A 21,086-nucleotide genomic window follows, 5' to 3' on the forward strand; every position below is an offset into this window, starting at 1 on the left:
GTCGCGAGGGTCGCTCACACGACAGACTGTAGGCGCGGCCGCCGGGTCAGATCCGCCGGGTCACCCCGCCCGCGAACGGGTCGGCAGGGGGCACCGCCCGGGTCGGCCGGTCGGCCCGGCCCACCAGGTACCCGGCCAGTAGGCCGCCCAGCGCGCCGAACAGGTGCGCCTGCCACGAGATCATCGGGTCGGACGGCAGCACGCCCCACAGCAGGCTGCCGTAGATCACGAACAGCGCCACGGCCAGCGCGATCTGCCCGAAGCTGCGCACGAAGAACCCGCGGACCAGCAGGAACACGAACCAGCCGAAGATCACTCCGGAGACGCCGATGGTCGCGTTCGTGGAGAACAGCCACACGCCGAGCCCGCTGGCGACCCACACCGTGGCGGTCACCATGAACCACTGGACGAACCCGCCCGCCATGGCCAGGAAGCCGAACACGAGGAAGGGCACCGTGTTCCCGATCAGGTGCGCCCAGCCGCTGTGCAGCAGCGGGGCGGTCAGGATCCCGAGCAGGCCGTCCACCGAGTGCGGCTGGATCGCGCCCTCGGCGTCCAGACGGTTGCCGGACGCCACGTCGACCACCTCGGCCAGGTAGAGCACCGCGGTGAACACCAGCATCGTCATCGCCGCGGCGCGCCAGGCGGGGGGCAGCACCCGCGCGACCGGCCGTCGTGCTTCGGGGGCTGCACTCATACCCGAGACGGTACCGAGTCCGCGTGCGGCCGAACGAGGGAAAATTCTGCGCCACACCGAAACACCTGGCCATATCACGACGAGCATCTACAGGAGACATCCGACCGGGCGGAGGGGTTTCGGCGAATGGAGGCCGACGACAGCGACCAGCCGGGCCGGCCGTCGTGAGCGACGAGTGGCCGCTGGTCGGGCGCACCGGCACGCTGCGCGAGATCGCCGCCACCGCGGCGAGCGGGCGGCGGGCCGGCGTCGTGCTGGTCGGACCTCCCGGCGTCGGCCGCACCCGGCTGGCGCGGGCGGCGCTGGCCGCCGTCTGCGGCACCGGTCCGGACTGGACGCCGTTCTGGGTGATGGCCAGCCGGTCGACGACCGGGATCCCGCTCGGCGCCATGGGCCACCTGTTCGGAGACCTCGAGACGACCGACGACGGCCCGGCCGCAGGCGGTCCGGGGACGGCGCGGCTGCTGCGGGCGGCCCGGGAGCGGCTGCGCGAGCTCACCGGCGGGTACCGCGCCGTGCTGGCCGTGGATGACGCGCACGTCCTGGACGAGACCTCGGCCATCCTGCTCCAGCAGCTGGCGATCTCCGGTGACGCGTTCCTGCTGGTCACCGCACCGAGTGGGGTCGTGGTGCCGTCGCCGGTGTTCGCGCTGTGGAAGGAGGGCCTCGCCGACCGGGTGGACATCGACGAGCTCGACCGCCGACAGGCCGACCAGCTCGTCGTGAACGCGCTGTGCGGCGACGAGCCAGGGACCGTCGTCGACGACGGCGCGCTCGCGAAGCTCTGGCGCCTGTCCGGCGGCAACCCGCTGCTGCTGCGCGAGCTCGTCGACGGCGGCCTGGACGCGCGCACGCTGCACCGGGTCGGCGCGGTGTGGCGCTGGGAGGGCCCGTTCCCGCGGACCGCGCGGCTGACCGAGCTCGTCGACGCGCAGATGGGCGACCTGCCGTCCGCCGAGCGGGACCTGATGCGCCTGCTCGCGTTCGGCCAGCCGCTGGACAGCGAGATCGCGTCCACGTTGGTGAACGACGAGACGCTCGGCTCGGCGGAGCGGCGCGGCCTGCTCACCTCCACCCGCAACGGCAGCCGCGTCGACCTGCACGTGAGCCGCCCGCTGCACGCGGAGGTGCTGCGCGGCAGGGCGACCCCGCTGCAGGAGCGCGAGATCTACCGCAGGCTGTCCGAGGCGGCGGAGTCCGTCGCGTCGGTCGGCGACGGGATGCACCGCGCCGAGGACCGCTGGCGGATGGTGTCCTGGCGGGTGGCGCGCGGCCTGTCCGCGGACCCCGAGGAGCTGCTCGACGCCGTCGTCGACGTCGGTTCGGACGACCCCGAGCTGGCCGAGCGCCTGCTGACCGCGGCGGCCGAGCAGGACGACGCCCGCCCGGCCGTCCGGCTCCGGCTGGCCGGCACCATGATCCGCTACGGCCAGCTGGACCGCGCCGAGAGCGTGCTGGCCCCGCTGGACGCCGGCCCGGACCGGGTCGGCGCGGACGGGCGGATATGGCCGCAGCGCGCCGACGTCGCGCTGATGCGGGTGCACAACCTGTACTGGGGGCTCCGCGCGTTCGACCGGCTGCCGCGGGTGCTCTCCGACGGTCTCGGCGACGCGCCCGACCCCGCCACCGCCGGGACGGAGTACCCGGCGCGCACGGCGTTGCGGGCGTTCCGCTCGCTCGTCGAGGGACGGGCCACGGAGGCGGTCAAGATCCTGGCGCCGGCCACGGCCGACCAGGGGGCAGGGCTCCCGGTGCTGGCGGTCGCGGCGCTGGCGGCGGCCAAGGCGGGCCGCTACGGCACCGTCGGCGAGCTGGCCGTGCGAGGCGACGTGCTGCGTCTCGACCGCGAGTTCGACGACGGCGCAGGCGGCTGGCTGCGCTTCGAGACGCTCGCCGCGTGGTGGTACGCGCGGCTGCAGAGCGGTGATCTCGACGGCGCCGACCGGATCGCCGAACCCTGCCTGCGGTCGGCCAGGGAGCGCGGTCTGGACCGCTACGCGGCGCTGTTCACGACGTGGATCGGGATCACCCAGAGCCGCCGTGGGCGTCCGGAGGCGGCGGCCGGCTGGCTGCTGCAGGCCGCGTCCGCCGTCCCGGCCGACCGGTTCTCGTTCACGATGCCGCTGGTCTCCGAGCTGGCGATGGCGCTGGCCGCCACCGGCCGGACGAACCGGGCCGCCGCGGTGCTCGCCGAAGGCGAGCGGGTGCCGGGCGACCTGCTGCTCGCCGGATGGGCCTACGCGGCGCGGGTGATGATCGCCGGTGTCGAGGGCCGGACGTCGCAGGCGGCGACGATCGCGCTGGAGGCGGCCGACGCGGCGGACACTCACGGGCACCGGATGCAGGCGCTGCACACGGCCGTCCGGATGGGATTGACCGGCGCCGTGAGCGAGCAGCTGGTCGCCCTCGCGGCGGACGCGGAGGGCCCGCTGGAGCAGGCGTACGGCGAGCACGCGACGGCGCTCGCCGAGCACGACGCGGCCGGCCTGGACCGGGTGGCGACCCGCTTCGCCGGGATGGGCCTGGATCTGCTCGCGGCGGAGGCGGCCGCGCAGGCCGCGCACGCCTACCGGGCGGCCGGGCAGATCGGGTCGGCGGCGGCCGTCACGTCGCGGGCGCGTGCGTGGGCGCAGGAGTGCCAGGGGGCGCGCACCCCGGCTCTGGAGCTGCTGGAGGGCTCCGCCGACCTGACCCCGCGCGAACACGAGATCGCCGCGCTGGCCGCGACCGGGATGACGAGCAAGGCGATCGCCGGTGAGCTCGTCGTCTCCGTGCGCACCGTGGACAACGTGCTGCGCTCGGTCTACGCGAAGCTGGGCGTGTCCGGGCGCGGCGACCTGGTCCAGGTAGCCGGCATCCGCCGCGGCTGAGGCCCGCAGCAGCAGGAACGAACGGGGCCCGCGACCGGTGTCGGTCGCGGGCCCCGTCCCTACGGTGTCGACGTCAGCCGTTGCCGCCGTTGTTCCCTCCGCTGTTGCCGGAGCTCCCGCTGTCGGTGTCCGTGTCCGTGTCGGTGTCCGTCTTCGACGTGCTCGTCTTGCTCGACGTCCACGTCTTCGACGACGAGCCGGAGCCGCTCGAGTGGTGCGACGGCGGGTCCGCCGCCACCGGCGCCTGACGCTCGACCGTCTTGCGCGGCGCCGGGGCGGAGCCCCCCGACGACCCGCCGTCGCTCTGCGGGGCGGCTTCCTCGGTCGGGGTGGGCGCGGCCGGCGTCGCGACCGGGGCCGTCGCGGCGGCCGGTCCCGGCGTCGCGGTCGCCCCCGCCGACGTCCCGTAGAACACGGCCGCGCCGACCGCGGCGGCCGCCACGACGATGCCGGCACCCACGACCGCACCGACCCGGCGCTTGCGACGGGCGGCACCGGCCGGGGCACGCAGTTCCGGCGGCGGCGCGCCCGCCTCGGCGCGCAACGGGCCGCCGTCCGGCCCCATCACCGCGGTCGGGTCGGCCGTGCCGGGCCCGTCCGACGAGGCCGTTCCGGCCGCGACGCCGGCCAGCGGCGCCGTCGCCAGCGGGACCGGGCTGAACGACCCGGTCCCGTTCGGACCGGTGGGCTGCCGCGTACCGCCGGGAGGCGTGCCCGGACCGACCGGGACACCCGGCGTACCGGGGCCCACCGGCCCGGCCTGCGACGGCAGCATCGGCGCGCCCATCGGGGTCACCACCGGGATCCCGCGCGGCGGGGTCGGCGTGTCGTCCGCGGGGCCGCCGTCCACGGCCTCCGGACCGGTCCGGCGCGACAGCTGCGCCGCACCGAGCGCGATCGCGTGCTTGGGGTGCGCGTCCACCGAGGTGGGGCGACCGAGCTCGGCGGAGACCATCCGGGCCACCGCCGGGATCCGGGACGAGCCGCCGACGAGCAGCACGGTGTGCAGCTCGTCGGGGGTGACGCCCGCCGAGCGCAGCGCCCGACGCATCGCCTCGACCGTCGCCGCCACCGACGGCTGGATCATCGTCTCGAACTCGCCGCGGGTCAGCCGCACCTCGGTCTGCACGGCGGGCAGCAGCACCGGGATGGTGGCCTCGGTGTCCGCGGACAGGGCCTCCTTCGCCAGCACGCACTCGTGCCGCAGCCGGATGGCCGCCGCCGTCGCCCGGATGTCGGCCGGGTCGAGCCCGGACAGCGCGCCGTCGAGCACGCGGTCGACGTGGGCGTAGACCGCCTCGTCGAAGTCGATGCCGCCGAGGCCCTCGATGCCCTCCGGCGTGCCGAGGATCTCGAAGCCCTCCCCCGACGTCCGGAGCACGGTCGCGTCGAACGTGCCGCCACCGAGGTCGTACACGGCGACGACCGCGCCCTCCGGGACCCGCTCGGTGGACGCGTAGTGCGCGGCCGCCGCCTCCGGCTCGGTGAGCATCCGGACCCGGTCGATTCCCGCCCGGCGCGGGATCTGCCCGAACAGCTCCTTCTTGTACGGCCCCCAGTTCGCGGGGTGGGTCAGCGTCACCTCGTCCGGTGCGCCACCCTCCCGCTCCGAGACGACGCGCACGACGTCCCGCAGCTGCATCGCCATCAGTTCCTGGACCGGTTGCGGCGCACCGCCGAGCAGCACCGGCATCGGGTCGCCGAGCCGCCGCTTGACCTCCCGGGCCACCCGGTCCGGCTCGCTGGCCGCGCGCCGGTCCGCCGCGTCACCGGTGAGGACGGTCCCGTCCCCACGCAGCAGCACGACCGACGGCACGGCAGCGGTCCGGTCTCCGAGCGTGGCCATCTCCACGCGTCCGTCGCGCTCCACCGCCGCAGCGGTGAACGTGGTGCCGAGATCGACACCGAGCCCGTACCCCATCGCCGTGCCCCCTCCGGTTTCGGTCGTGCCTGTGTCAGTGGGCGAGCGCATGATCCGCGCCATCCGTTCCGTGGTCCGCCGTGTCGTGGTCGGCGTCGTGGTTCCCGGCGTGCTCGGCCTGGGCCGGCTCCGGCGTGTCGTGCACTGCCGTGTCGCTGTGTGACTCGTGGTCCGGGGCCGCGGTGTTATCGCCCGGGTCCTGATGCTCGTCCGGCGTGGACGAGTCGGTCGTCGCGGCCGGCTCCCCGTTCGTCGTCCCCGGTGTGGAGCCGGTGGTGGCGGGCGGCTCGAACGGTGCGGAACCGTTCGTCGCCGGAGACCCGGCGAACGGCTCTGTGCCGGTGCCCGGGTGCTCCGGCGGCGCGGACGCGTCCGGGGCGTGGTCGGCGGACGGCTGCTCCGTCCCGGTCGGCTGCGGGGCGGGCTGCTCCTGACCGGACGGCGGCGCGTCGAGCTCCGGCCCGGTGTGGCTCTCCAGCCCGGTCGGCTCCCGGCCGGCCAGCACGCTCGCCGCGGGTGCCGCGACGGCCGCGCTCGCCAGCGGCGCCGCGTCCAGCGAGCGCGCGGTGGTCGCCGCCCCGGAGGACGCGGTGGGCCCGGTCGACGACGACGCGGTCGGTGACGTCGCGGTGCCGGTGGGCGCCGACGGCGAGCCCGTCTGCGCACCGCCTGCCGTGCCCCGGTCGGCGGGCTCCTCCCCGAACGGCGACGACGGATCGGTCCCGTCGGAGGTGCCGTGACCGACCTGCTCGCGACCTCCGTCCGGCTCGTGGGTCTCCCTGCCGCCCTTCGGGTCCCGGCCGTCCTTCTGGTCCCGGCCGTCCTTCGTGCCGGAGTGCTCGTCCGCGTCGCCCTCCTTCTGCTTGCTGCCGCCCTCGAACGGCTTGGCGGGCGAGCGTCCGTCGTCGAACACCTGGCCCTGGTCGATCGTCGTGGTGGCCTTGTCGCCCTCGTCGTCGCTGGTCGACGTCGCCTTCTCGGACAGGTCGACCTTCACGTCGTCGTCCTGCTTGCCGTCGGTGTCGGTGTAGCGGACGTGTTGGGACTGACCGATCAGAACGGAGTCCTTGCCGTCCCCATCGGCGGTGACGATCACGTCGATGCCGAAGTGCGGGTCGACGGCGAACGTGCCGTCCGGCCGCTCGGTCACGTGCACGAAGCCGCGCTCGTGGATGATCAGGTCGGTCTCCTGGCCCGGCGGGTCCGGGACGACGACCTGGTAGTGCTCCTTGAACACGTACTCCTGGCCGTGGCTGTCGTGGACGACGATGAACTGCCACGCGTCGACGACGAACATGCCGTCCGCGGTCTCGGTGACCGACACGTCCTGGAACATCTGGACGGTGAGCCAGTCGCCGCCGGGCACGGACGGGTCCTGCACGTGCCACGTGCTGCCCAGTCCGGAGTGGACGTCGCCGCCGCCCTGTGTGGTCGCGTGCGCGAAGCCCTCGGAGCCACCGCCCTCGGAGCCGCCGCCCCCGCCGCCGTGGCCGCTGCCACCGGCGAAGCCGGAGTAGCCGCCGCCGTCGTGCGAGCCGGGGACCGCGGGGGCGCCGTCGAACCCGTCCAGCGGCGCCTCGCCGCCGGCGAGCCCGACCGGGGTGTCGGCCGTGTCGAGGAAGCCGCCCAGGCCGATCATCGCGGCCGGGACGCCCATCGCGGCCCCGGTGACGGCGACGCGGGCGGCGATGCGTCGCACGTTCTCGGGGGCGTTCAGGCCGTTCGCGACGGCGTTGCGCACCCGGTTCGGGACGGACAGCCGGACGTCGGACTTGGCCAGCTCCCACAGGTGGGCCGGCATGCCGACCGGGCCGCGGACTGGCTGCTCGGAACTGGTCATGGCTAGAGAATCCCCTCGGCGGCGCGGCTGGTCATGAGCAGTCGGCTACTCGACCGGTCGCCGTCATCGGCCCCGGATTGCTCATCTGCTGCGGCAGGGAACCGAGCACCAGTGCCTCGCAGGTACGGACGAGCACGCGGCACGCCTCGCGCACGTCGCGCCCGGAGGACGGGTGCTCGGCACGGCGCTGCCACTGCGTCAGCGCGGCACGCGCGGCTCCCATCGGGTCCTCCCCGGAGCCGACGGGCAGACCGAGGCGGCTCATCGGGTGCACGCCCTCGCCGCCGAGCAGGCGCTCCGCGGCGTCGCGTTCGGCCTCGGTGAGCATCAGCGCGCCGGTGCGCAGCGTGTCCAGCAGCCGGATCTCGGCGAACTCGTGCGCGCCAGCGGAGACCTGCTCCAGCTCGTGCACGAGCGCGGCCGCGGCCGGTACCGGGTAGCGCCGCAGCACCGACTCGGTGATCTTCAACGCGGTGCGGGCCCTCAGCACCTCGGAGCGCGCGGCGAACCGGCTGGTGAGCGCCTCCCGGAACGGCACCAGACCGCTGCGGTGCAACAGCTCCGCGGACAGCGCACCGGCCGTCGTCGCGACCCCGCTGCGGACCAGCTGCACGGACAGCCGCACGCCGAACAGGCCGAAGCGGGTGAGCAGCGCGGCGCGTCGGGACGGCGCGAGGTCCAGCTCGGTGTGACCGGACGCGAACCGGTTCGCGGTGAGCAGCAGCCGGTCGGTCTCGGCCTCCTCGGCGCCAGCCATCAGCGCGATCGCGCGGAACTCGTCCTCGCGCAGCGTCGCGGCCGTCGCGGCCAGCAGGCCGGCGACCGGGAGCACGGTCTGGCACAGCGCGCGCACGCGCGGGTCGACCCGGTAGCGGTCGGCGACGCGGGCCGCGCTGTCCAGCGCACCCGGACGTCCGTGCCCGACCTCGTCGGCGCGGCCGAGCACGGCGATCGTGTTGATCGGGCGTCGCTCCGACGGGTCGTTGCGGAACGTCTCCAGGAACGAGACGTCCGTGGCGTGCATGTGCCGCATCAGGTAGACGACGGCGTCCACCATGCCGGGGCCCTCGTCGTCCTCCGGCGTGAGCGCGGCCGTCGTGCGACCGGACAGCTCGGCGGTCAGCGAGTCCATACCCGGCGTGTCCACCAGCGTCATCGACCGCAGGGCCGGCGACGGCCAGTCGACCATGATGTGGTCGATGTCCGGCGCGTGCAGCCCCTGCAGGTCCGGGCCGCCCGCCGGCGTCGAGGCCAGGCCGATCCGCTGACCGTCGCGCAGCTGGGCGCCGATCCGGTAGGTGTGCCCGTCGCGGTACCAGGTCACGACGCGCGTGCACTCGCCTGCGTCGGTCGCCGCGAGCTCCTGCCCGACGAGCGCGTTGAGCAATGTGGACTTGCCGGCCTTGATCCGGCCGGCGATCGCGACGCGCAGCGGCGAGTCCAGGCGGTGCGCGGCGGCCAGCAGCTCCGGCATGGCCGGGCCGCCGCCGTACATCTGGCACGCCCGGTGCACGAGGCCCCGGACCCGGTTGATCAGGGTGGGGGCGGCCGGCTCGCGGTTCACGACCCGGTCCCGACGGGCTCGGTGCGGGTGCGCTCCAGGTGCGCGGCGAGGTCGTCGAGCCGTGCGCTGAGCATGTCCAGCGACGCCATGTCCTTCTCGATCCGGTCCCGCGCCCCGACGTCGTTCTCGCCGGTCTTCGCGGACTCCTGCGCGGCGGCCAGCCCGGCCGCCGCGGAGCGCTGCAGCTCGGTCACCCGCTCGGTCCATGCCGTCCGCAGCTCGCGCTGCACGTGCCGGATCGCGTCCCGGGAGTCCTTGCCGACCTGCATCTGGAACTCGTCGACGAAGCGGCGGACGGCCTGCTTGGCCTCGCTGCGGCGCTTCTCCAGCTGCCGTTTCTTCTCGTCGCGCAGGCCGGCCCGGCCCATCAGCAGACCGGGGATCAGGCCGAACGGCGCCGGGATGGCCAGCGCCGCCATGTGCGTGAGCATGGTGAACATCAGGAAGCCGCCGTAGGCCTTCTGGAACGCGGCCATGCCGGCGCCCTTGGCCTTCTTCTCGACGAACGCGGAGTCGACGGTGAACGACTCCAGCAGCTCGATCGGTGCGTGCACCTCTCGCGCGGTGACGATCTCGGACTCCTCGAGCTCGAAGTGCTCGCCGACGGTGCTCGCGACCTCCTTGGCCCGGCGCACGAACAGCGCGTAGTTCTCCAGCGCCTCACCGGCCAGCCGCTGGCGGAACCAGTTCTCGAACTCCTCCCAGTTCTTCGCCGGGTCCCCGTCCTCGATACCGGCCTCCGCCTCGTGCAGCGCCTTGCGGGCACGGTCGCGCAGGTCGAAGTCGATGTCCGAGGCGATGTCCGCGAAGCCGTCCTGGAGCAGCAGCTGCCACTTCGACGAGCGCTCGCGCAGCGCGTCCGCCTTGTCCTTGGCCTCGGTCAGGCGTGCGACGAGGTCGGCCGCGTTCTCCGGGTGCAGCAGCGCGTCGCGACGGGCGGTGGCCGAGACCCGCATCTGGTCCAGCGCGGAACGCAGGTGCGTGACGGTCGAATCGATCGCGATCCGCTCCGAGCCCGCGAGCACGTCGTTGATCCTCTTGACCAGCTCGGGGAAACCGGACTCGGCGTTCAGCTCCTGGTCGGCGTCCTTCGCGGCGAGCGAGCGGATCTCCGACGACACGGCGATGCCCTCGACGTCGATCGCCCGGCGCCGCAGGTGGCCGAGGTCCAGGTCGAGGATGCGGGCCCACTCCGGGTAGAGGTCGGTCTTGGTGACGACGAGCAGCACCCGCGGGCACAGCTCGCGCACCGTCCGCAGGAAGCCGAGCTCGGCCGCGGTCAGCTCCTGCGAGGCGTCGGTGACGAACAGGACGGCGTGCGACTGGGGCAGCGACGACAGCGCGGACGCGTTCGCCACCGACCCGAGCCCACCCACGCCGGGGGTGTCGATCAGGACGAGGCCGGTCGACAGCAGCTGCCGGGCGATCCCGACGCTCACCGCCCGCAGCCGCCGCTCGTTGCCGGGGTTGCCGGCCTCCGAGACGTAGGCCGCGATGTCCGCTGCCGGGATCGTCTCGGTCCATCCCGCGCCGTTGGAACCGGGCGCCGAGTCGAACGTGGCGCTGGCGGCCAGCTCGGTGGCGTACCGGATCTCGGTCGGGACGGCGGTCGCGATGTCGTCGTCCACCGGGCAGACCGGCGCCGTGAGCAGCGCGTTGATCAGCGAGCTCTTGCCCTGCTTGAACTCGCCGACGACGTGCACGGTGACGGTCGCCGCCTCGAGCAGCCGCCGGGCGGTACCGAGCCGTTCGGCCAGGTCGGGACGGTCGTAGGCGTGGGCGCCCTTGACCGTCATGTCCAGGGTCTCCAGGACGTGCTTCGCCGCGGCGCTCTGGTTTGCCGGCATCGCGGGGTCTCCTCACATCGCACCGGTGGGCAGTCGCCCGATCGGACGACTGCCCACCGTGTTACTCGTCCGGGAGCGCCGGAGCGCTACCGATGTCAGCCGACGTGGTGCTCCTCGCCGCCACCGACGTGCGCGGCCTCGTCGCCGCCGCCGCCGGCGGCCTCGTTGTGCCCCGCCGCCTCGAAGGTCGGCTCCTCGTGGTGGCTCTCGGCCTGCTGGTTGAAGTTCGAGCCACCGTCGTGACCGGCACCGGACTGCTGCTGGTTCTGGAAGATGTCCCCGCCACCGTCGTGGTCACCACCGGACTTGGCCTGCTGGTTGAAGTTCGACCCTCCGTGGCCGGCACCGGACTGCTGCTGGTTCTGGAAGATGTCCCCGCCGCCGTCGTCGCCCGACTTCGCCTGCTGGTTGAAGTTCGAGCCACCGTGGCCCGCGCCCGACTGCTGCTGGTTCTGGAAGATGTCCCCGCCGCCGTCGTGGTCACCACCGGACTTGGCCTGCTGGTTGAAGTTGCTCCCGCCACCGGCACCGCTCTGCTGCTGGTTCTGGAAGATGTCGCCACCGTCGTCGTCGCCCGACTTCGCCTGCTGGTTGAAGTTCGACCCTCCGTGGCCGGCACCGGACTGCTGCTGGTTCTGGAAGATGTCGCCACCGTCGTCGTCGCCCGACTTCGCCTGCTGGTTGAAGTTCGAGCCACCGTCGTGACCGGCACCGGACTGCTGCTGGTTCTGGAAGATGTCCCCGCCATCGTCGTCGCCGGACTTCGCCTGCTGGTTGAAGTTCGACCCCGCACCCGCCGCACCGGCCTGCTGCTGGTTCTGGAAGATGTCGCCACCGTCGTCGTCGCCCGACTTCGCCTGCTGGTTGAAGTTCGAGCCACCGTGGCCCGCGCCCGACTGCTGCTGGTTCTGGAAGATGTCCCCGCCGTCGTCGTCGCCCGACTTCGCCTGCTGGTTGAAGTTCGACCCTCCGTGGCCGGCACCGGACTGCTGCTGGTTCTGGAAGATGTCCCCGCCGTCGTCGCCGCCGGACTTCGCCTGCTGGTTGAAGTTCGACCCGGCCGCCGCGGCCGCACCCGCCTGCTGCTGGTTCTGGAAGATGTCGCCGCTGTCACGGCCACCGGAGGACGCCTGCTGGTTGAAGTTCGACCCGCCGCCGCCGGCACCGGCCTGCTGCTGGTTCTGCATGATGTCGCCGCCGCCGCCGTCGCCGCCCGACTTCGCCTGCTGGTTGAAGTTCGAGCCGCCACCACCCGCACCGGCCTGCTGCTGGTTCTGCATGATGTCGCCGCCGCCGTCGCCGCCCGACTTCGCCTGCTGGTTGAAGTTCGAGCCGCCACCACCCGCGCCGGCCTGCTGCTGGTTCTGGAAGATGTCCCCGCCGCCGCCGTGGCCGCCGGCCGCCGCCTGCTGGTTGAAGTTCGACCCGCCGCCGTGACCGGCGCCCGCCTGCTGCTGGTTCTGGAAGATGTCGCCGCCACCGTCGTCGCCGGACTTCGCCTGCTGGTTGAAGTTCGACCCGGCCGCGCCCGCTCCGGCCTGCTGCTGGTTCTGGAAGATGTCCCCGCCGCCGTTGTCCTCCGGCAGGAAGATCCGGTCGCCGTTGGCGTCGATGAAGAAGTGGCGGCCCTGCTCGTCGGTGAAGACCTGCTCGCCGTTCGGGCCGACCAGCACCTCGTCGCCGCCGGACTTCGCCTGCTGGTTGAAGTTCGACCCGGCCGCGCCGGCACCGGCCTGCTGCTGGTTCTGGAAGATGTCGCCGCCGTCGTCGTCGCCGGACTTCGCCTGCTGGTTGAAGTTCGACCCGGCCGCGCCCGCTCCGGTCTGCTGCTGGTTCTGGAAGATGTCGCCGCCGTCGTCGCCCGACTTGGCCTGCTGGTTGAAGTTGGAGCCAACCGTCTCGGTCATGATCTCTCGCCTCTCGGTGTGTCCTTCGGGGGTCGAGACCGATCGGGTGGTCTCGCTTGCCGAGAAGGTTGCGCCGGGGCGGGCGCCGCAACATGAGTACCGGGCTACTCAACTGCTCGGAGCCCATTGCTCACGTCGTGGCGGATACTGCATCGTCGCAGGTCAGACCGGCTACGACGAGCATAGGCGGCGGTCGCGCGAATGCTCGCACGATCGCGGTCCCATCATCAGAATCGATGAGACCGGGTTGTCAGGCCCAGAGCTGGCCGTCGATCCCCTGCGCTGCGGTGCCGAGATCACCGGAGTAGGCGCCGGTCGAGAGGTACTTCCAGCCGCCGTCGCAGATCACGAGCGCGATGTCGGCGGACTCGCCCGCCTTGACCGCCTTCTCCCCCGCCGCGATGGCGGCGTGCAGGATGGCGCCGGAGGAGATGCCGGCGAAGATGCCCTCCAGCTCGACGAGCTGGCGGGTCCGGCGCAACGCGTCGTAGCTGCCGACCGAGAACCGTCCGGTGAGGACGGTCTCGTCGTACAGCTCCGGCACGAAGCCCTCGGACAGGTTGCGCAGGCCGTAGACGAGCTCGCCGTACCGCGGCTCGGCGGCGATGACCTGGACGTCCGGCTTCTGCTCGCGCAGGTACCGCCCGGCACCGACGAGCGTGCCGGTGGTGCCGAGGCCGGCCACGAAGTGCGTCACGGACGGCAGGTCGCGCAGGATCTCCGGGCCGGTGCCGCGGTAGTGCGCATCCGTGTTGGCCGGGTTGCCGTACTGGTAGAGCATCACCCAGTCGGTGTGCTCGGCGGCCAGCTCCTTCGCGACGGCGACGGCCTGGTTCGAGCCGCCCGCCGCCGGCGAGGAGATGATCTGCGCGCCGTACATGCCGAGCAGCTGACGTCGCTCCTCGGACGTGTTCTCCGGCATCACGCAGACGAGCTGGTAGCCCTTGAGCTTGGCCGCCATCGCCAGCGAGATGCCGGTGTTGCCCGACGTCGGCTCGAGGATCGTGCAGCCCGGCGACAGCAGCCCCTGCTTCTCCGCGTCCTCGATCATGGCCAGCGCGGGCCGGTCCTTGATCGAGCCGGTCGGGTTGCGGTCCTCGAGCTTCGCCCACAGCCGGACGTCCTCCGAGGGGGACAGCGAGGGCAGCCCGACCAGCGGGGTGTCACCGACCGCGTGCAGCAGCGAGTCGTAGCGCACGGATCCTCCGATCAGGCCGGGAGCGGCAGGTCAGGCCGCTCCGCCGGCGACGGCCGGGAGGATCGTCATCGTCGAGGTCTCGGTGACCGGCGCCTCGAGGCCGCCCGCGAAACGGACGTCCTCGTCGTCGACGTAGATGTTCACGAACCGGTGCAGCTTGCCGTCGGTGATCAGCCGGTCCTTGATGCCGCCGTGGCGGGACTCGAGGTCCTCGATGACGTCGGAGACCGTGGCGCCCTTGGCCTCGACGGACTTCTCGCCGCCGGTGTGCGTGCGCAGGATCGTGGGGATGGAAACGGTGACGGCCATGGTCGAGCTACTCCTGGTGAGATTCGGCTGAGAACTGCTCCGACGCGGTCAACGCACCCGACGGTGCGCGGGATTCCGCTCCGACGGTCAGCTGTGGTCCGGGACGTCGTCCGCGCCGGTGTGCGCGAACATGTACGACTCGACGACCTGGATCTCCTCCTCGGTCACCTCGCCGTCGACGATCCGGTAGGAGTGCAGGTCGTGGCCCGTGTGGTTCGCCTCGGCGTCCTCGCGGGTGGAGACCAGCACGTAGTGCGCGTACGGCTCGGACGCGTACGAGATGTCCGTGCGCGAGGGGTACGCCTCGGTCGCCGTGTGCGAGTGGTAGATCACCACGGGCACCTCGTCGCGGGCGTCCATGTCCTTGTACAGCGCGAGCAGGTCGGCGGAGTCGAACTCGTAGAACGTCGGCGACCGGGCCGCGTTGAGCATCGGGACGAACCGGTGCGGGCGGTCGGAGCCGTCATCGGGTCCGGCGATCACGCCACAGGCCTCGTCCGGGTGGTCCCGGCGGGCGTGCGCGACGATCTCCTCGACGAGGTCGGCTCGGATGACCAGCACGGGGACAGGATACGGGGCGCGTGCACGGCCCCGCACGCCACGTCACCCCCCTCGGACCAGGCTCACACCGGAGAACTCCGGCAGCGATCCGGACAGCACCGCGTTGCAGCGGTCCTGGTAGGCGGCGACGGCGAGCCGGGCACGGCGGTCCCCGCCGTCGTCGAGTGCCGCGCCGAGCAGCGCTGCGCCCGGCCCGGCACCGGACGGGGACCGGTCCGGCACGATGTCCCGCCGCGCGGCCGCGTGGTGCGCCGCCAGCTCGCGCACCGCGCGGGACGCCCGTTCCAGCCGCCCGGCGGCCGCGACGACGTCCTGGCGCAGCGCGGCCAGGTGCGTGCGGGCGCCGTCCGCGGCCGGACCGGCGTGCACCGCCGCGTCCCGGCGCAGCACCGCGTCCAGGTCACCGACGACGTCGCGGGCGGTGTCCGCGGCACGGCCGACGGCACCGGCCAGCGCGTCGAACCCGGCCGGACCGGAGCCGGACAGCAGGCCCGCACGCAGGCGGGTCAGCCCGACGGTGGCCGGGTCCAGCGACGTCGTGGCGTAGGTGGTCATCGGGTGCTCCTCGTCGGCATCGCGGTGAGCAGGCGTTCCGCGACGGCCGCCGCGGTCCGGCAGGGGTCCGGCACAGGCGCCGTCGCGGGCCCGACCTGCACGACCAGCAGCTCCCCATCGGACAACCCGGCGTGCAGCGAGCACGACGGGTCGCCCCCGGGTGTGGTGACGACGGTCGGGGCGCCCGCCAGCTGCCCGGTGCGGAACGCCCGGAACTCGCCCGCCGCCCGGTACAGCGCGCCGAGCCCACCGGCGGCGTGGACGTCGGCCCGCACCACCGCCGTCGACGACGGGTCGGTCCACGTGCACCCGGCCCCGGCGGGCAGCGCCGTCGAGGCCACCACCAGGTCGGGAGCCAGCCGGGCGGTCGGACCCGGGCATCCGCCGAGTGCCGTCGCGTCCCGCACGACGGCGACCGGCGGCGCGGTCGACGGCGACGGCGGCACCGGGTCCGCCGTGCAGCCGGCCGCCACCGCGACCAGCGCGACCGTCGCGACGATCCGGGGCACCGCCCTCACGCCGGGACCGCGCCGTCCCGCTCGGCGGCCTCGTAGTCGCGCAGCTGCGCCTGCAGCGCGGCGATCGCGGCGAGCAGCCGGGCCTGGCGGTCGGCGATCTCGGCCCGCGCGTCCTCCGTCATCCGGACGAGCTGGCGGTACGCGTTCAGCGAGACCTCGTCGGAACCCGGCGGCGGGGCGCTCAGGGCGGCGTCGAGCTCCATCGCGCTGCGGGACAACCGAGCCAGCGTCTCCTGCAGGGACGCGATGAGCGCGCGCAGGCGCTCCGGATCGACCCGGTAGCCGGAGATCGTCATGGCGGCACCGTCGCAGCCCGCCGCCCACCCCGGTGGCGTTCCCGGCGGGACGTTCGCGGGAGTGAAGCGGCGACGACGCCTCAGCGCGCCGCCAGGTACCGGGCGAGGTTGTCGAGCGAGGAACGCAGGCCCACGGCGTGGTCCTCGGCGGAGATGCCCGACGGCACGTCGTCGGCCCTGATGACCACGCGCGTGCCACCCGCCTCGCCGGTGAGCTCCCAGGTCATGGTCATGGTGCCGGCGAAGGCCGGGTCGTCGGCGACGAAGTCGACCGCCTGCACGACCCGCACGGCCGGAACGATCTCCACGAAGCGGGCCTCGACGACGTCGGAGCCCGCGGTCGTCTTGCCCGGCGCCGACGACACGTCGCCGTAGGTCAGGACCAGGCGGTAGCCGCCGCCCTGGCCCGGGTCGAAGCGCTCGAACACCCCGCTCATGCCGGCAGGCGGCAACCAGGCGGACAGCGCGTCGGGCTCGACGAGGGCCCTGAAGACGCGCTCGGCCGGTGCCGCGACCAGCCGGGACGCGGAGTCCGTCCGGGTCACGTCAGCACCTGTCCCGTCGTCCGGGCCTCCGGTACCGGCCGGTGCCCTCTCGTGCCGTCCATCGCCGCCTCCCGCGCCCGCCGTTGCTCGAGGACCGTGACCGGCACACCGCGCGGGAATCATCGGTGCGGGTCGGGATCGGCGGGCGGATCGGCTACAGGGACCGCATGCGCACGCGCACGAGCGAGTCCTGCACGAACGTCAGCCAGTGGTAGATGCCCAGGTGCGGGGCGCGGGGGTCGTCGTCCGGGAGCTGGTCGGGCATCTCCTCGCTGACGTCGAGGGCCGTACCGAGCGCGAGCCGCACGTCGTTCAGCGCGGCCAGCCAGGTGTCGGCCTCCTCGGTGTTCAGCTCGACCCGTCCGCCCGCCTCGGGCAGCGTCTGGATGACGAGCGCGGCGGCCGCGTCCTTCGCCTCGATCAGCGACGGCTCGTGCAGCGAGCGCAGGCCCTGGGCCAGGTCCTGGTCCTCGGAGGTGAAGTCCGGAAGCAGCCGGGCGAGCACGCGGTCGGTCGGACGCGACGTCGGGCCCGTCCGGATCCCGGTCAGAGCCGCCAGCTCGTCCTCCGGCTGCTCGGAGGCCCTGCCGGACAGCATCGTCCGGACCTCGGTGAACAAGCCGTGCAGGACACGGGCCTCCTCACCGGAGAACCCGGAGACGAACCGCAGGCGATCACCGCGCCCGGTGCGCTTCCAGCCGTTCATGTGCGCTGCATGGTGGCCCACAGGCCGGCCGCGTGCAGCTTCGCGACGTCCGCCTCGATCGTGTCCTTGTCCCCCGACGAGACCGCGGCGCGGCCCTTGTGGTGCACGTCGAGCATCAGCTGGTTGGCCTTCGGCTCCGGGTAACCGAACAGCTTCTGCAGCACGTACGTGACGTAGGACATGAGGTTGACCGGGTCGTTCCAGACGATCGCCTGCCACGGGGTGTCCGGGGAGACGTCCTCGTCCACGGCCGGGTCCACCTGTTCGGTGGGCGTCGGTAACGGCACGGTCATACCGCCCATGGTGGCATGTGACGCACGGGACTCCGAACCGCACATAGGCTGCCGGGCATGACCCCGGATCCGGGCACCGCGTTGCTCACCGACCGGTACGAGCTGACCATGGTCGCGGCCGCGCTCGCCGACGGCACGGCCTCGCGCCGGTGCGTGTTCGAGCTGTTCGCCCGCCGGCTGCCGGACGGGCGGCGCTACGGCGTCGTCGCCGGCACCGGGCGGCTGCTGGAGGCGCTGGAGCGGTTCCGCTTCGGACCGGAGGACCTCGAGCTGCTGGCCGGCGTCGTCGACGAGGACACGGTGGACTGGTTGCGCGACTACCGGTTCTCCGGCGACGTCGACGGCTACCCCGAGGGCGAGCTGTACTTCCCCGGCTCGCCGATCCTCACCGTGTCCGGCACGTTCGCCGACGCAGTGATCCTGGAGACGCTGGCGCTGTCGATCTACAACCACGACAGCGCGATCGCGTCGGCCGCCGCCCGGATGGTGACCGCGGCAGCCGGGCGCCCGCTGATCGAGATGGGGTCGCGGCGCACGCACGAGGAGGCGGCCGTCGCCTGCGCCAGGGCCGCGTACCTGGCCGGCTTCGGCGCCACCTCGAACCTCGCCGCGCGCCTGCGCCACGGCATCCCCACCGCGGGTACCGCCGCACACGCCTGGATCCTGCTGCACGACGACGAGCGCAGCGCGTTCGCGAGCCAGGTCGCCGCGCTCGGGGAGTCGACGACGCTGCTCGTCGACACGTTCGACATCCGGCAGGGCATCGACAACGCGATCGCCGCGGCCGGGACCGGGCTCGGCGCCATCCGGATCGACTCCGGCGACCTCGGCGAGCTGGCCCGCCAGGCCCGCGAGCAGCTCGACGGCCTCGGCGCGACCGGCACGAAGATCGTCCTGTCCGGCGACCTCGACGAGTACGCGATCGCCTCGCTGCGCGCCGAGCCGGTCGACTCCTACGGCGTCGGCACGTCCGTGGTCACCGGGTCCGGCCACCCGACGGCCGGGATGGTCTACAAGCTCGTCGAGGTCGACGGGCGCCCGGTCTCGAAGCGCAGCACGTCCAAGGAGTCCCGCGGCGGGCGCAAGGCGGCGCTGCGCAGGCACAAGCCGACCGGAACGTCCGTCGAGGAGGTCGTGTACCGCGCGGACGCCCCGCCCGCGGTCGGGCCGCACGACACGGTACTGCCGGTGCCGCTCGTGCGCGGCGGGAAGGTCCAGGCCGGCGTCGACGACCTGGAGGCCGCCCGCGATCGCCTGCGCGGCGCGCTCGTCTCGGTCCCGTGGGAGGGGCTCAAGCTCTCCCGCGGCGAGCCCGCCATCCCGACGACCTTCCTCTCCGACCAGCCATGACTCGCGCCCTGATCGTCGTCGACGTGCAGAACGACTTCTGCGAGGGCGGCTCGCTCGCCGTCACCGGTGGCGCGGCCGTCGCGGCCGGGATCGGCGCGCTCGCCGCGTCCGGCTACGACCACGTCGTCGCGACCCGGGACGTGCACGTCGATCCCGGCGACCACTTCGCCCGCCCGCCGGCCGTCCCCGACTACCGCACGTCCTGGCCGGTGCACTGCGTGACCGGGACGCCGGGGGCGTCCTTCCACCCGGCCCTGGACGTGACGCCGATCGAGGCCGTGTTCGACAAGGGCGCCTACACCAGCGCGTACTCCGGTTTCGAGGGCAGCGACCAGGGCGAGACCGGCACGCCCCTGCGGGAGTGGCTGCACGCCAGGGGTGTGGAGCACGTCCACGTCGTCGGCCTTGCCACCGACCACTGCGTCCGCGCCACCGCCCTGGACGCCGCCGGACACGGGTTCACGACGACCGTCCTCCTCGGGCACTGCGCAGGCGTCTCCCCGGACACGACGGCGGCGGCCCTCGACGAGATGCGCGCCGCGGGCGTGGAGGTGGTCGGCTGACCGCCGGCTCCGCCCCTTCGCCTCGCACCGCCTGCGGCGCGCACGCCCGGGCCATGATCAGCAGAACCGGTCGGAACGCGCCAGTGATGGCGCGCTGATGCCACTTCTGCGGATCTTGGGCCGGCTCTGGCGCCCATCACCCCCCTTGATCAGCGCAATCGGTCGAAACGCGCCATGTCTGGCGCCTCGGTGCCGGTTCCGCCGATCATGGGTGGCGCCAGCGCAGGGCCACCCAACTCGATCATCAGGGCCGACCACACCAGCCACCGGGCGTCGCGCCACCGCCCGTTCCACTGATCACGGGCACGCCCCGACCCCGAGCCACCCACCTTGATCAGCGCAGACGGTCAGAACGCGCCACCCGTCTCGCGCTGGTGCCACTTCCGCCGATCACGGGCTGCGCCAGCGCCCGGCAGGCCGCCTTGATCAGCGCAAACGGTCAGAATGCGCCATATGTGGCGCGTTGATGCCACTCCCGCCGATCATGAGCGCAACTCAGAGGTTCCGCATCCGGAACGGGGCCAGTGCCTCGGCGAGGCGGACCGGGTCGCCGTCCTGGCCGGGGGCGTGGTGCCTGCCCTCCGCCTCCGCCAGACCGATGCAGCGCGGGCCGTCGAACAGGCCGCAGGCGTAGCGGACGGTGTCCTCGTCGAGCTCCAGGACGCCGACGCGCAGCTGGTAGATGCCCGGGTAGTGCACCTGGTCGCGGTACTGCACGGCCAGGGAGCTGGGCGACAGGCCGTCCAGCGGCCCGCCCGTCGGGTAGCCGAGGACGTCCTGGTGCAGCTCGGCGAGGCCGTCGAGATACCAGCCGGCCAGCGCGACGTTGTTGACGTGCCGGTTCGTGTCCAGGTCGCCGAAGCGGGTGCGGACGTCGACGCGGAACGGGTAGTTCTCCCGCACCAGGCGGGCGTCGCCGCGGTCCGGGCGGGTGGGGGCGGGCGCGGAGACCTGGATGGTCGCGAGCGCGCCGCGCACCACGTCGGGTAGCGGGGACGGCTCCGTGCCGTCACGGGGGTGGTCGCCGTCGGCAGCCGGCGGGGCCGGGACGTCACAGTGCACGGAGACCGACTCGCCGGTGGCGACGCACTCGTGGCCGGCGAACACGGCGTAGCGGTAGGCGAAGGACGAGGCGCCGATGTGGCTGACCCCGATACCGATCCGGTAGTTGCCCGCCACCCGCAGCGGCGCGATGACGTCGACCCGCACGGCGGCCAGCAGCAGCCGCACCCGCGACTGCAGCCGGGCGACGAGGTCGGCGCCGAACGCGTCCCGCTCGACCGCGACCCGGGCGTCCTCGAACCAGCGCACCAGCGCGTCCCGGCCGATCCGGCGGCTCGGGTCGAGGTCGGAGTAGCGGGCCTCGTGCTCGATCAGCACGGGGTACAGAGACGGGTCCTCGCGGGTCTGCGTACTGGTCACGCACCCCATGGTGGCGCTATGAGCGCCCTCACTCGCCACCGCCCGCCCGGGATCACACGCGCGGTGCGCCATGTTCACCGGCCGGTCACACCGCGGTCACCGGTTCCCGACTCCCCCGGTTCCC

At 73.4% G+C, this 21,086-nt stretch carries 19 protein-coding genes; 3 read left to right on the forward strand and 16 right to left on the reverse strand.

The window, feature by feature from the left end; genetic code table 11:
* Positions 1-46: 46 nt before the first annotated feature.
* The gene (locus EV378_RS09665) at positions 47-697 is read right to left on the reverse strand and encodes a rhomboid family intramembrane serine protease (protein WP_132422848.1); all 651 of its coding nucleotides are present in this window, start codon (positions 695-697) and stop codon (positions 47-49) included.
* 164 nt (positions 698-861) lie between these two features.
* Between EV378_RS09665 and EV378_RS09670 the strand changes: the two genes are divergently transcribed.
* Positions 862-3,567, forward strand: a complete 2,706-nt coding sequence (locus EV378_RS09670) for a helix-turn-helix transcriptional regulator (RefSeq protein WP_165922214.1) — start codon at positions 862-864, stop codon at positions 3,565-3,567.
* 73 nt (positions 3,568-3,640) lie between these two features.
* Here EV378_RS09670 and EV378_RS09675 read toward each other — a convergent pair whose 3' ends face one another.
* The 14 genes from EV378_RS09675 to clpS form a co-directional block, all read right to left on the reverse strand.
* Positions 3,641-5,488: an Hsp70 family protein gene (locus EV378_RS09675; protein ID WP_165922215.1), complete on the reverse strand. Its 1,848-nt coding sequence runs from the start codon at positions 5,486-5,488 to the stop codon at positions 3,641-3,643.
* Positions 5,489-5,522: 34 nt separating this feature from the next.
* The gene (locus EV378_RS09680; RefSeq protein WP_132422854.1) at positions 5,523-7,328 is read right to left on the reverse strand and encodes a hypothetical protein; all 1,806 of its coding nucleotides are present in this window, start codon (positions 7,326-7,328) and stop codon (positions 5,523-5,525) included.
* 31 nt (positions 7,329-7,359) lie between these two features.
* Positions 7,360-8,892 (reverse strand): dynamin family protein, encoded by a 1,533-nt coding sequence (locus EV378_RS09685; protein ID WP_243653369.1) that lies wholly within the window; start codon positions 8,890-8,892, stop codon positions 7,360-7,362.
* Positions 8,889-10,739, reverse strand: coding sequence for a dynamin family protein (locus tag EV378_RS09690; protein WP_132422857.1), 1,851 nt, complete (start codon positions 10,737-10,739; stop codon positions 8,889-8,891). The genes EV378_RS09685 and EV378_RS09690 overlap by 4 nt, the downstream gene beginning before the upstream one ends.
* Positions 10,740-10,834: 95 nt before the next feature.
* Positions 10,835-12,646: a hypothetical protein gene (locus EV378_RS09695; protein ID WP_132422859.1), complete on the reverse strand. Its 1,812-nt coding sequence runs from the start codon at positions 12,644-12,646 to the stop codon at positions 10,835-10,837.
* 250 nt (positions 12,647-12,896) lie between these two features.
* Positions 12,897-13,844 carry a PLP-dependent cysteine synthase family protein gene (locus EV378_RS09700; protein ID WP_132422862.1) on the reverse strand — a complete coding sequence of 316 codons (948 nt, stop codon included), beginning with the start codon at positions 13,842-13,844 and terminating at the stop codon, positions 12,897-12,899.
* 30 nt (positions 13,845-13,874) lie between these two features.
* The gene (locus EV378_RS09705) at positions 13,875-14,153 is read right to left on the reverse strand and encodes a MoaD/ThiS family protein (protein WP_132422865.1); all 279 of its coding nucleotides are present in this window, start codon (positions 14,151-14,153) and stop codon (positions 13,875-13,877) included.
* An 87-nt stretch (positions 14,154-14,240) separates the two neighbouring features.
* Positions 14,241-14,714, reverse strand: a complete 474-nt coding sequence (locus EV378_RS09710) for a M67 family metallopeptidase (RefSeq protein WP_132422868.1) — start codon at positions 14,712-14,714, stop codon at positions 14,241-14,243.
* A gap of 42 nt (positions 14,715-14,756) precedes the next feature.
* On the reverse strand, positions 14,757-15,269 hold the full coding sequence (locus tag EV378_RS09715; RefSeq protein WP_132422871.1) for a hypothetical protein: 513 nt from the start codon (positions 15,267-15,269) through the stop codon (positions 14,757-14,759).
* Positions 15,266-15,787: a DUF3558 family protein gene (locus EV378_RS09720; RefSeq protein ID WP_132422873.1), complete on the reverse strand. Its 522-nt coding sequence runs from the start codon at positions 15,785-15,787 to the stop codon at positions 15,266-15,268. Before EV378_RS09720 ends, EV378_RS09715 begins: the two co-directional genes overlap by 4 nt.
* Positions 15,784-16,083: a PE domain-containing protein gene (locus EV378_RS09725; protein ID WP_132422876.1), complete on the reverse strand. Its 300-nt coding sequence runs from the start codon at positions 16,081-16,083 to the stop codon at positions 15,784-15,786. Before EV378_RS09725 ends, EV378_RS09720 begins: the two co-directional genes overlap by 4 nt.
* An 80-nt stretch (positions 16,084-16,163) precedes the next feature.
* On the reverse strand, positions 16,164-16,628 hold the full coding sequence (locus tag EV378_RS09730) for an SRPBCC domain-containing protein (RefSeq protein ID WP_207908625.1): 465 nt from the start codon (positions 16,626-16,628) through the stop codon (positions 16,164-16,166).
* Positions 16,629-16,782: 154 nt separating this feature from the next.
* On the reverse strand, positions 16,783-17,334 hold the full coding sequence (locus EV378_RS09735) for a DUF2017 domain-containing protein (protein ID WP_132422881.1): 552 nt from the start codon (positions 17,332-17,334) through the stop codon (positions 16,783-16,785).
* Entirely contained in the window at positions 17,331-17,627 is a 297-nt protein-coding gene (gene clpS / locus EV378_RS09740; RefSeq protein ID WP_132422884.1) for an ATP-dependent Clp protease adapter ClpS, read from the reverse strand. The genes EV378_RS09735 and clpS overlap by 4 nt, the downstream gene beginning before the upstream one ends.
* 57 nt (positions 17,628-17,684) lie before the next feature.
* Here clpS and EV378_RS09745 point away from each other — a divergent pair, with 57 nt between their 5' ends.
* Positions 17,685-18,977 (forward strand): nicotinate phosphoribosyltransferase, encoded by a 1,293-nt coding sequence (locus tag EV378_RS09745; protein ID WP_132422887.1) that lies wholly within the window; start codon positions 17,685-17,687, stop codon positions 18,975-18,977.
* Positions 18,974-19,540 (forward strand): isochorismatase family protein, encoded by a 567-nt coding sequence (locus EV378_RS09750; RefSeq protein ID WP_132422890.1) that lies wholly within the window; start codon positions 18,974-18,976, stop codon positions 19,538-19,540. The genes EV378_RS09745 and EV378_RS09750 overlap by 4 nt, the downstream gene beginning before the upstream one ends.
* A 495-nt stretch (positions 19,541-20,035) precedes the next feature.
* Here the strand turns inward: EV378_RS09750 and EV378_RS09755 are convergent, their stop codons facing one another.
* The gene (locus tag EV378_RS09755; protein ID WP_165922216.1) at positions 20,036-20,962 is read right to left on the reverse strand and encodes an acyl-CoA thioesterase; all 927 of its coding nucleotides are present in this window, start codon (positions 20,960-20,962) and stop codon (positions 20,036-20,038) included.
* Between the last annotated feature and the right edge of the window lie 124 nt (positions 20,963-21,086).

The sequence above is a fragment of the Pseudonocardia endophytica genome (assembly GCF_004339565.1).
Classification (GTDB): domain Bacteria; phylum Actinomycetota; class Actinomycetes; order Mycobacteriales; family Pseudonocardiaceae; genus Pseudonocardia; species Pseudonocardia endophytica.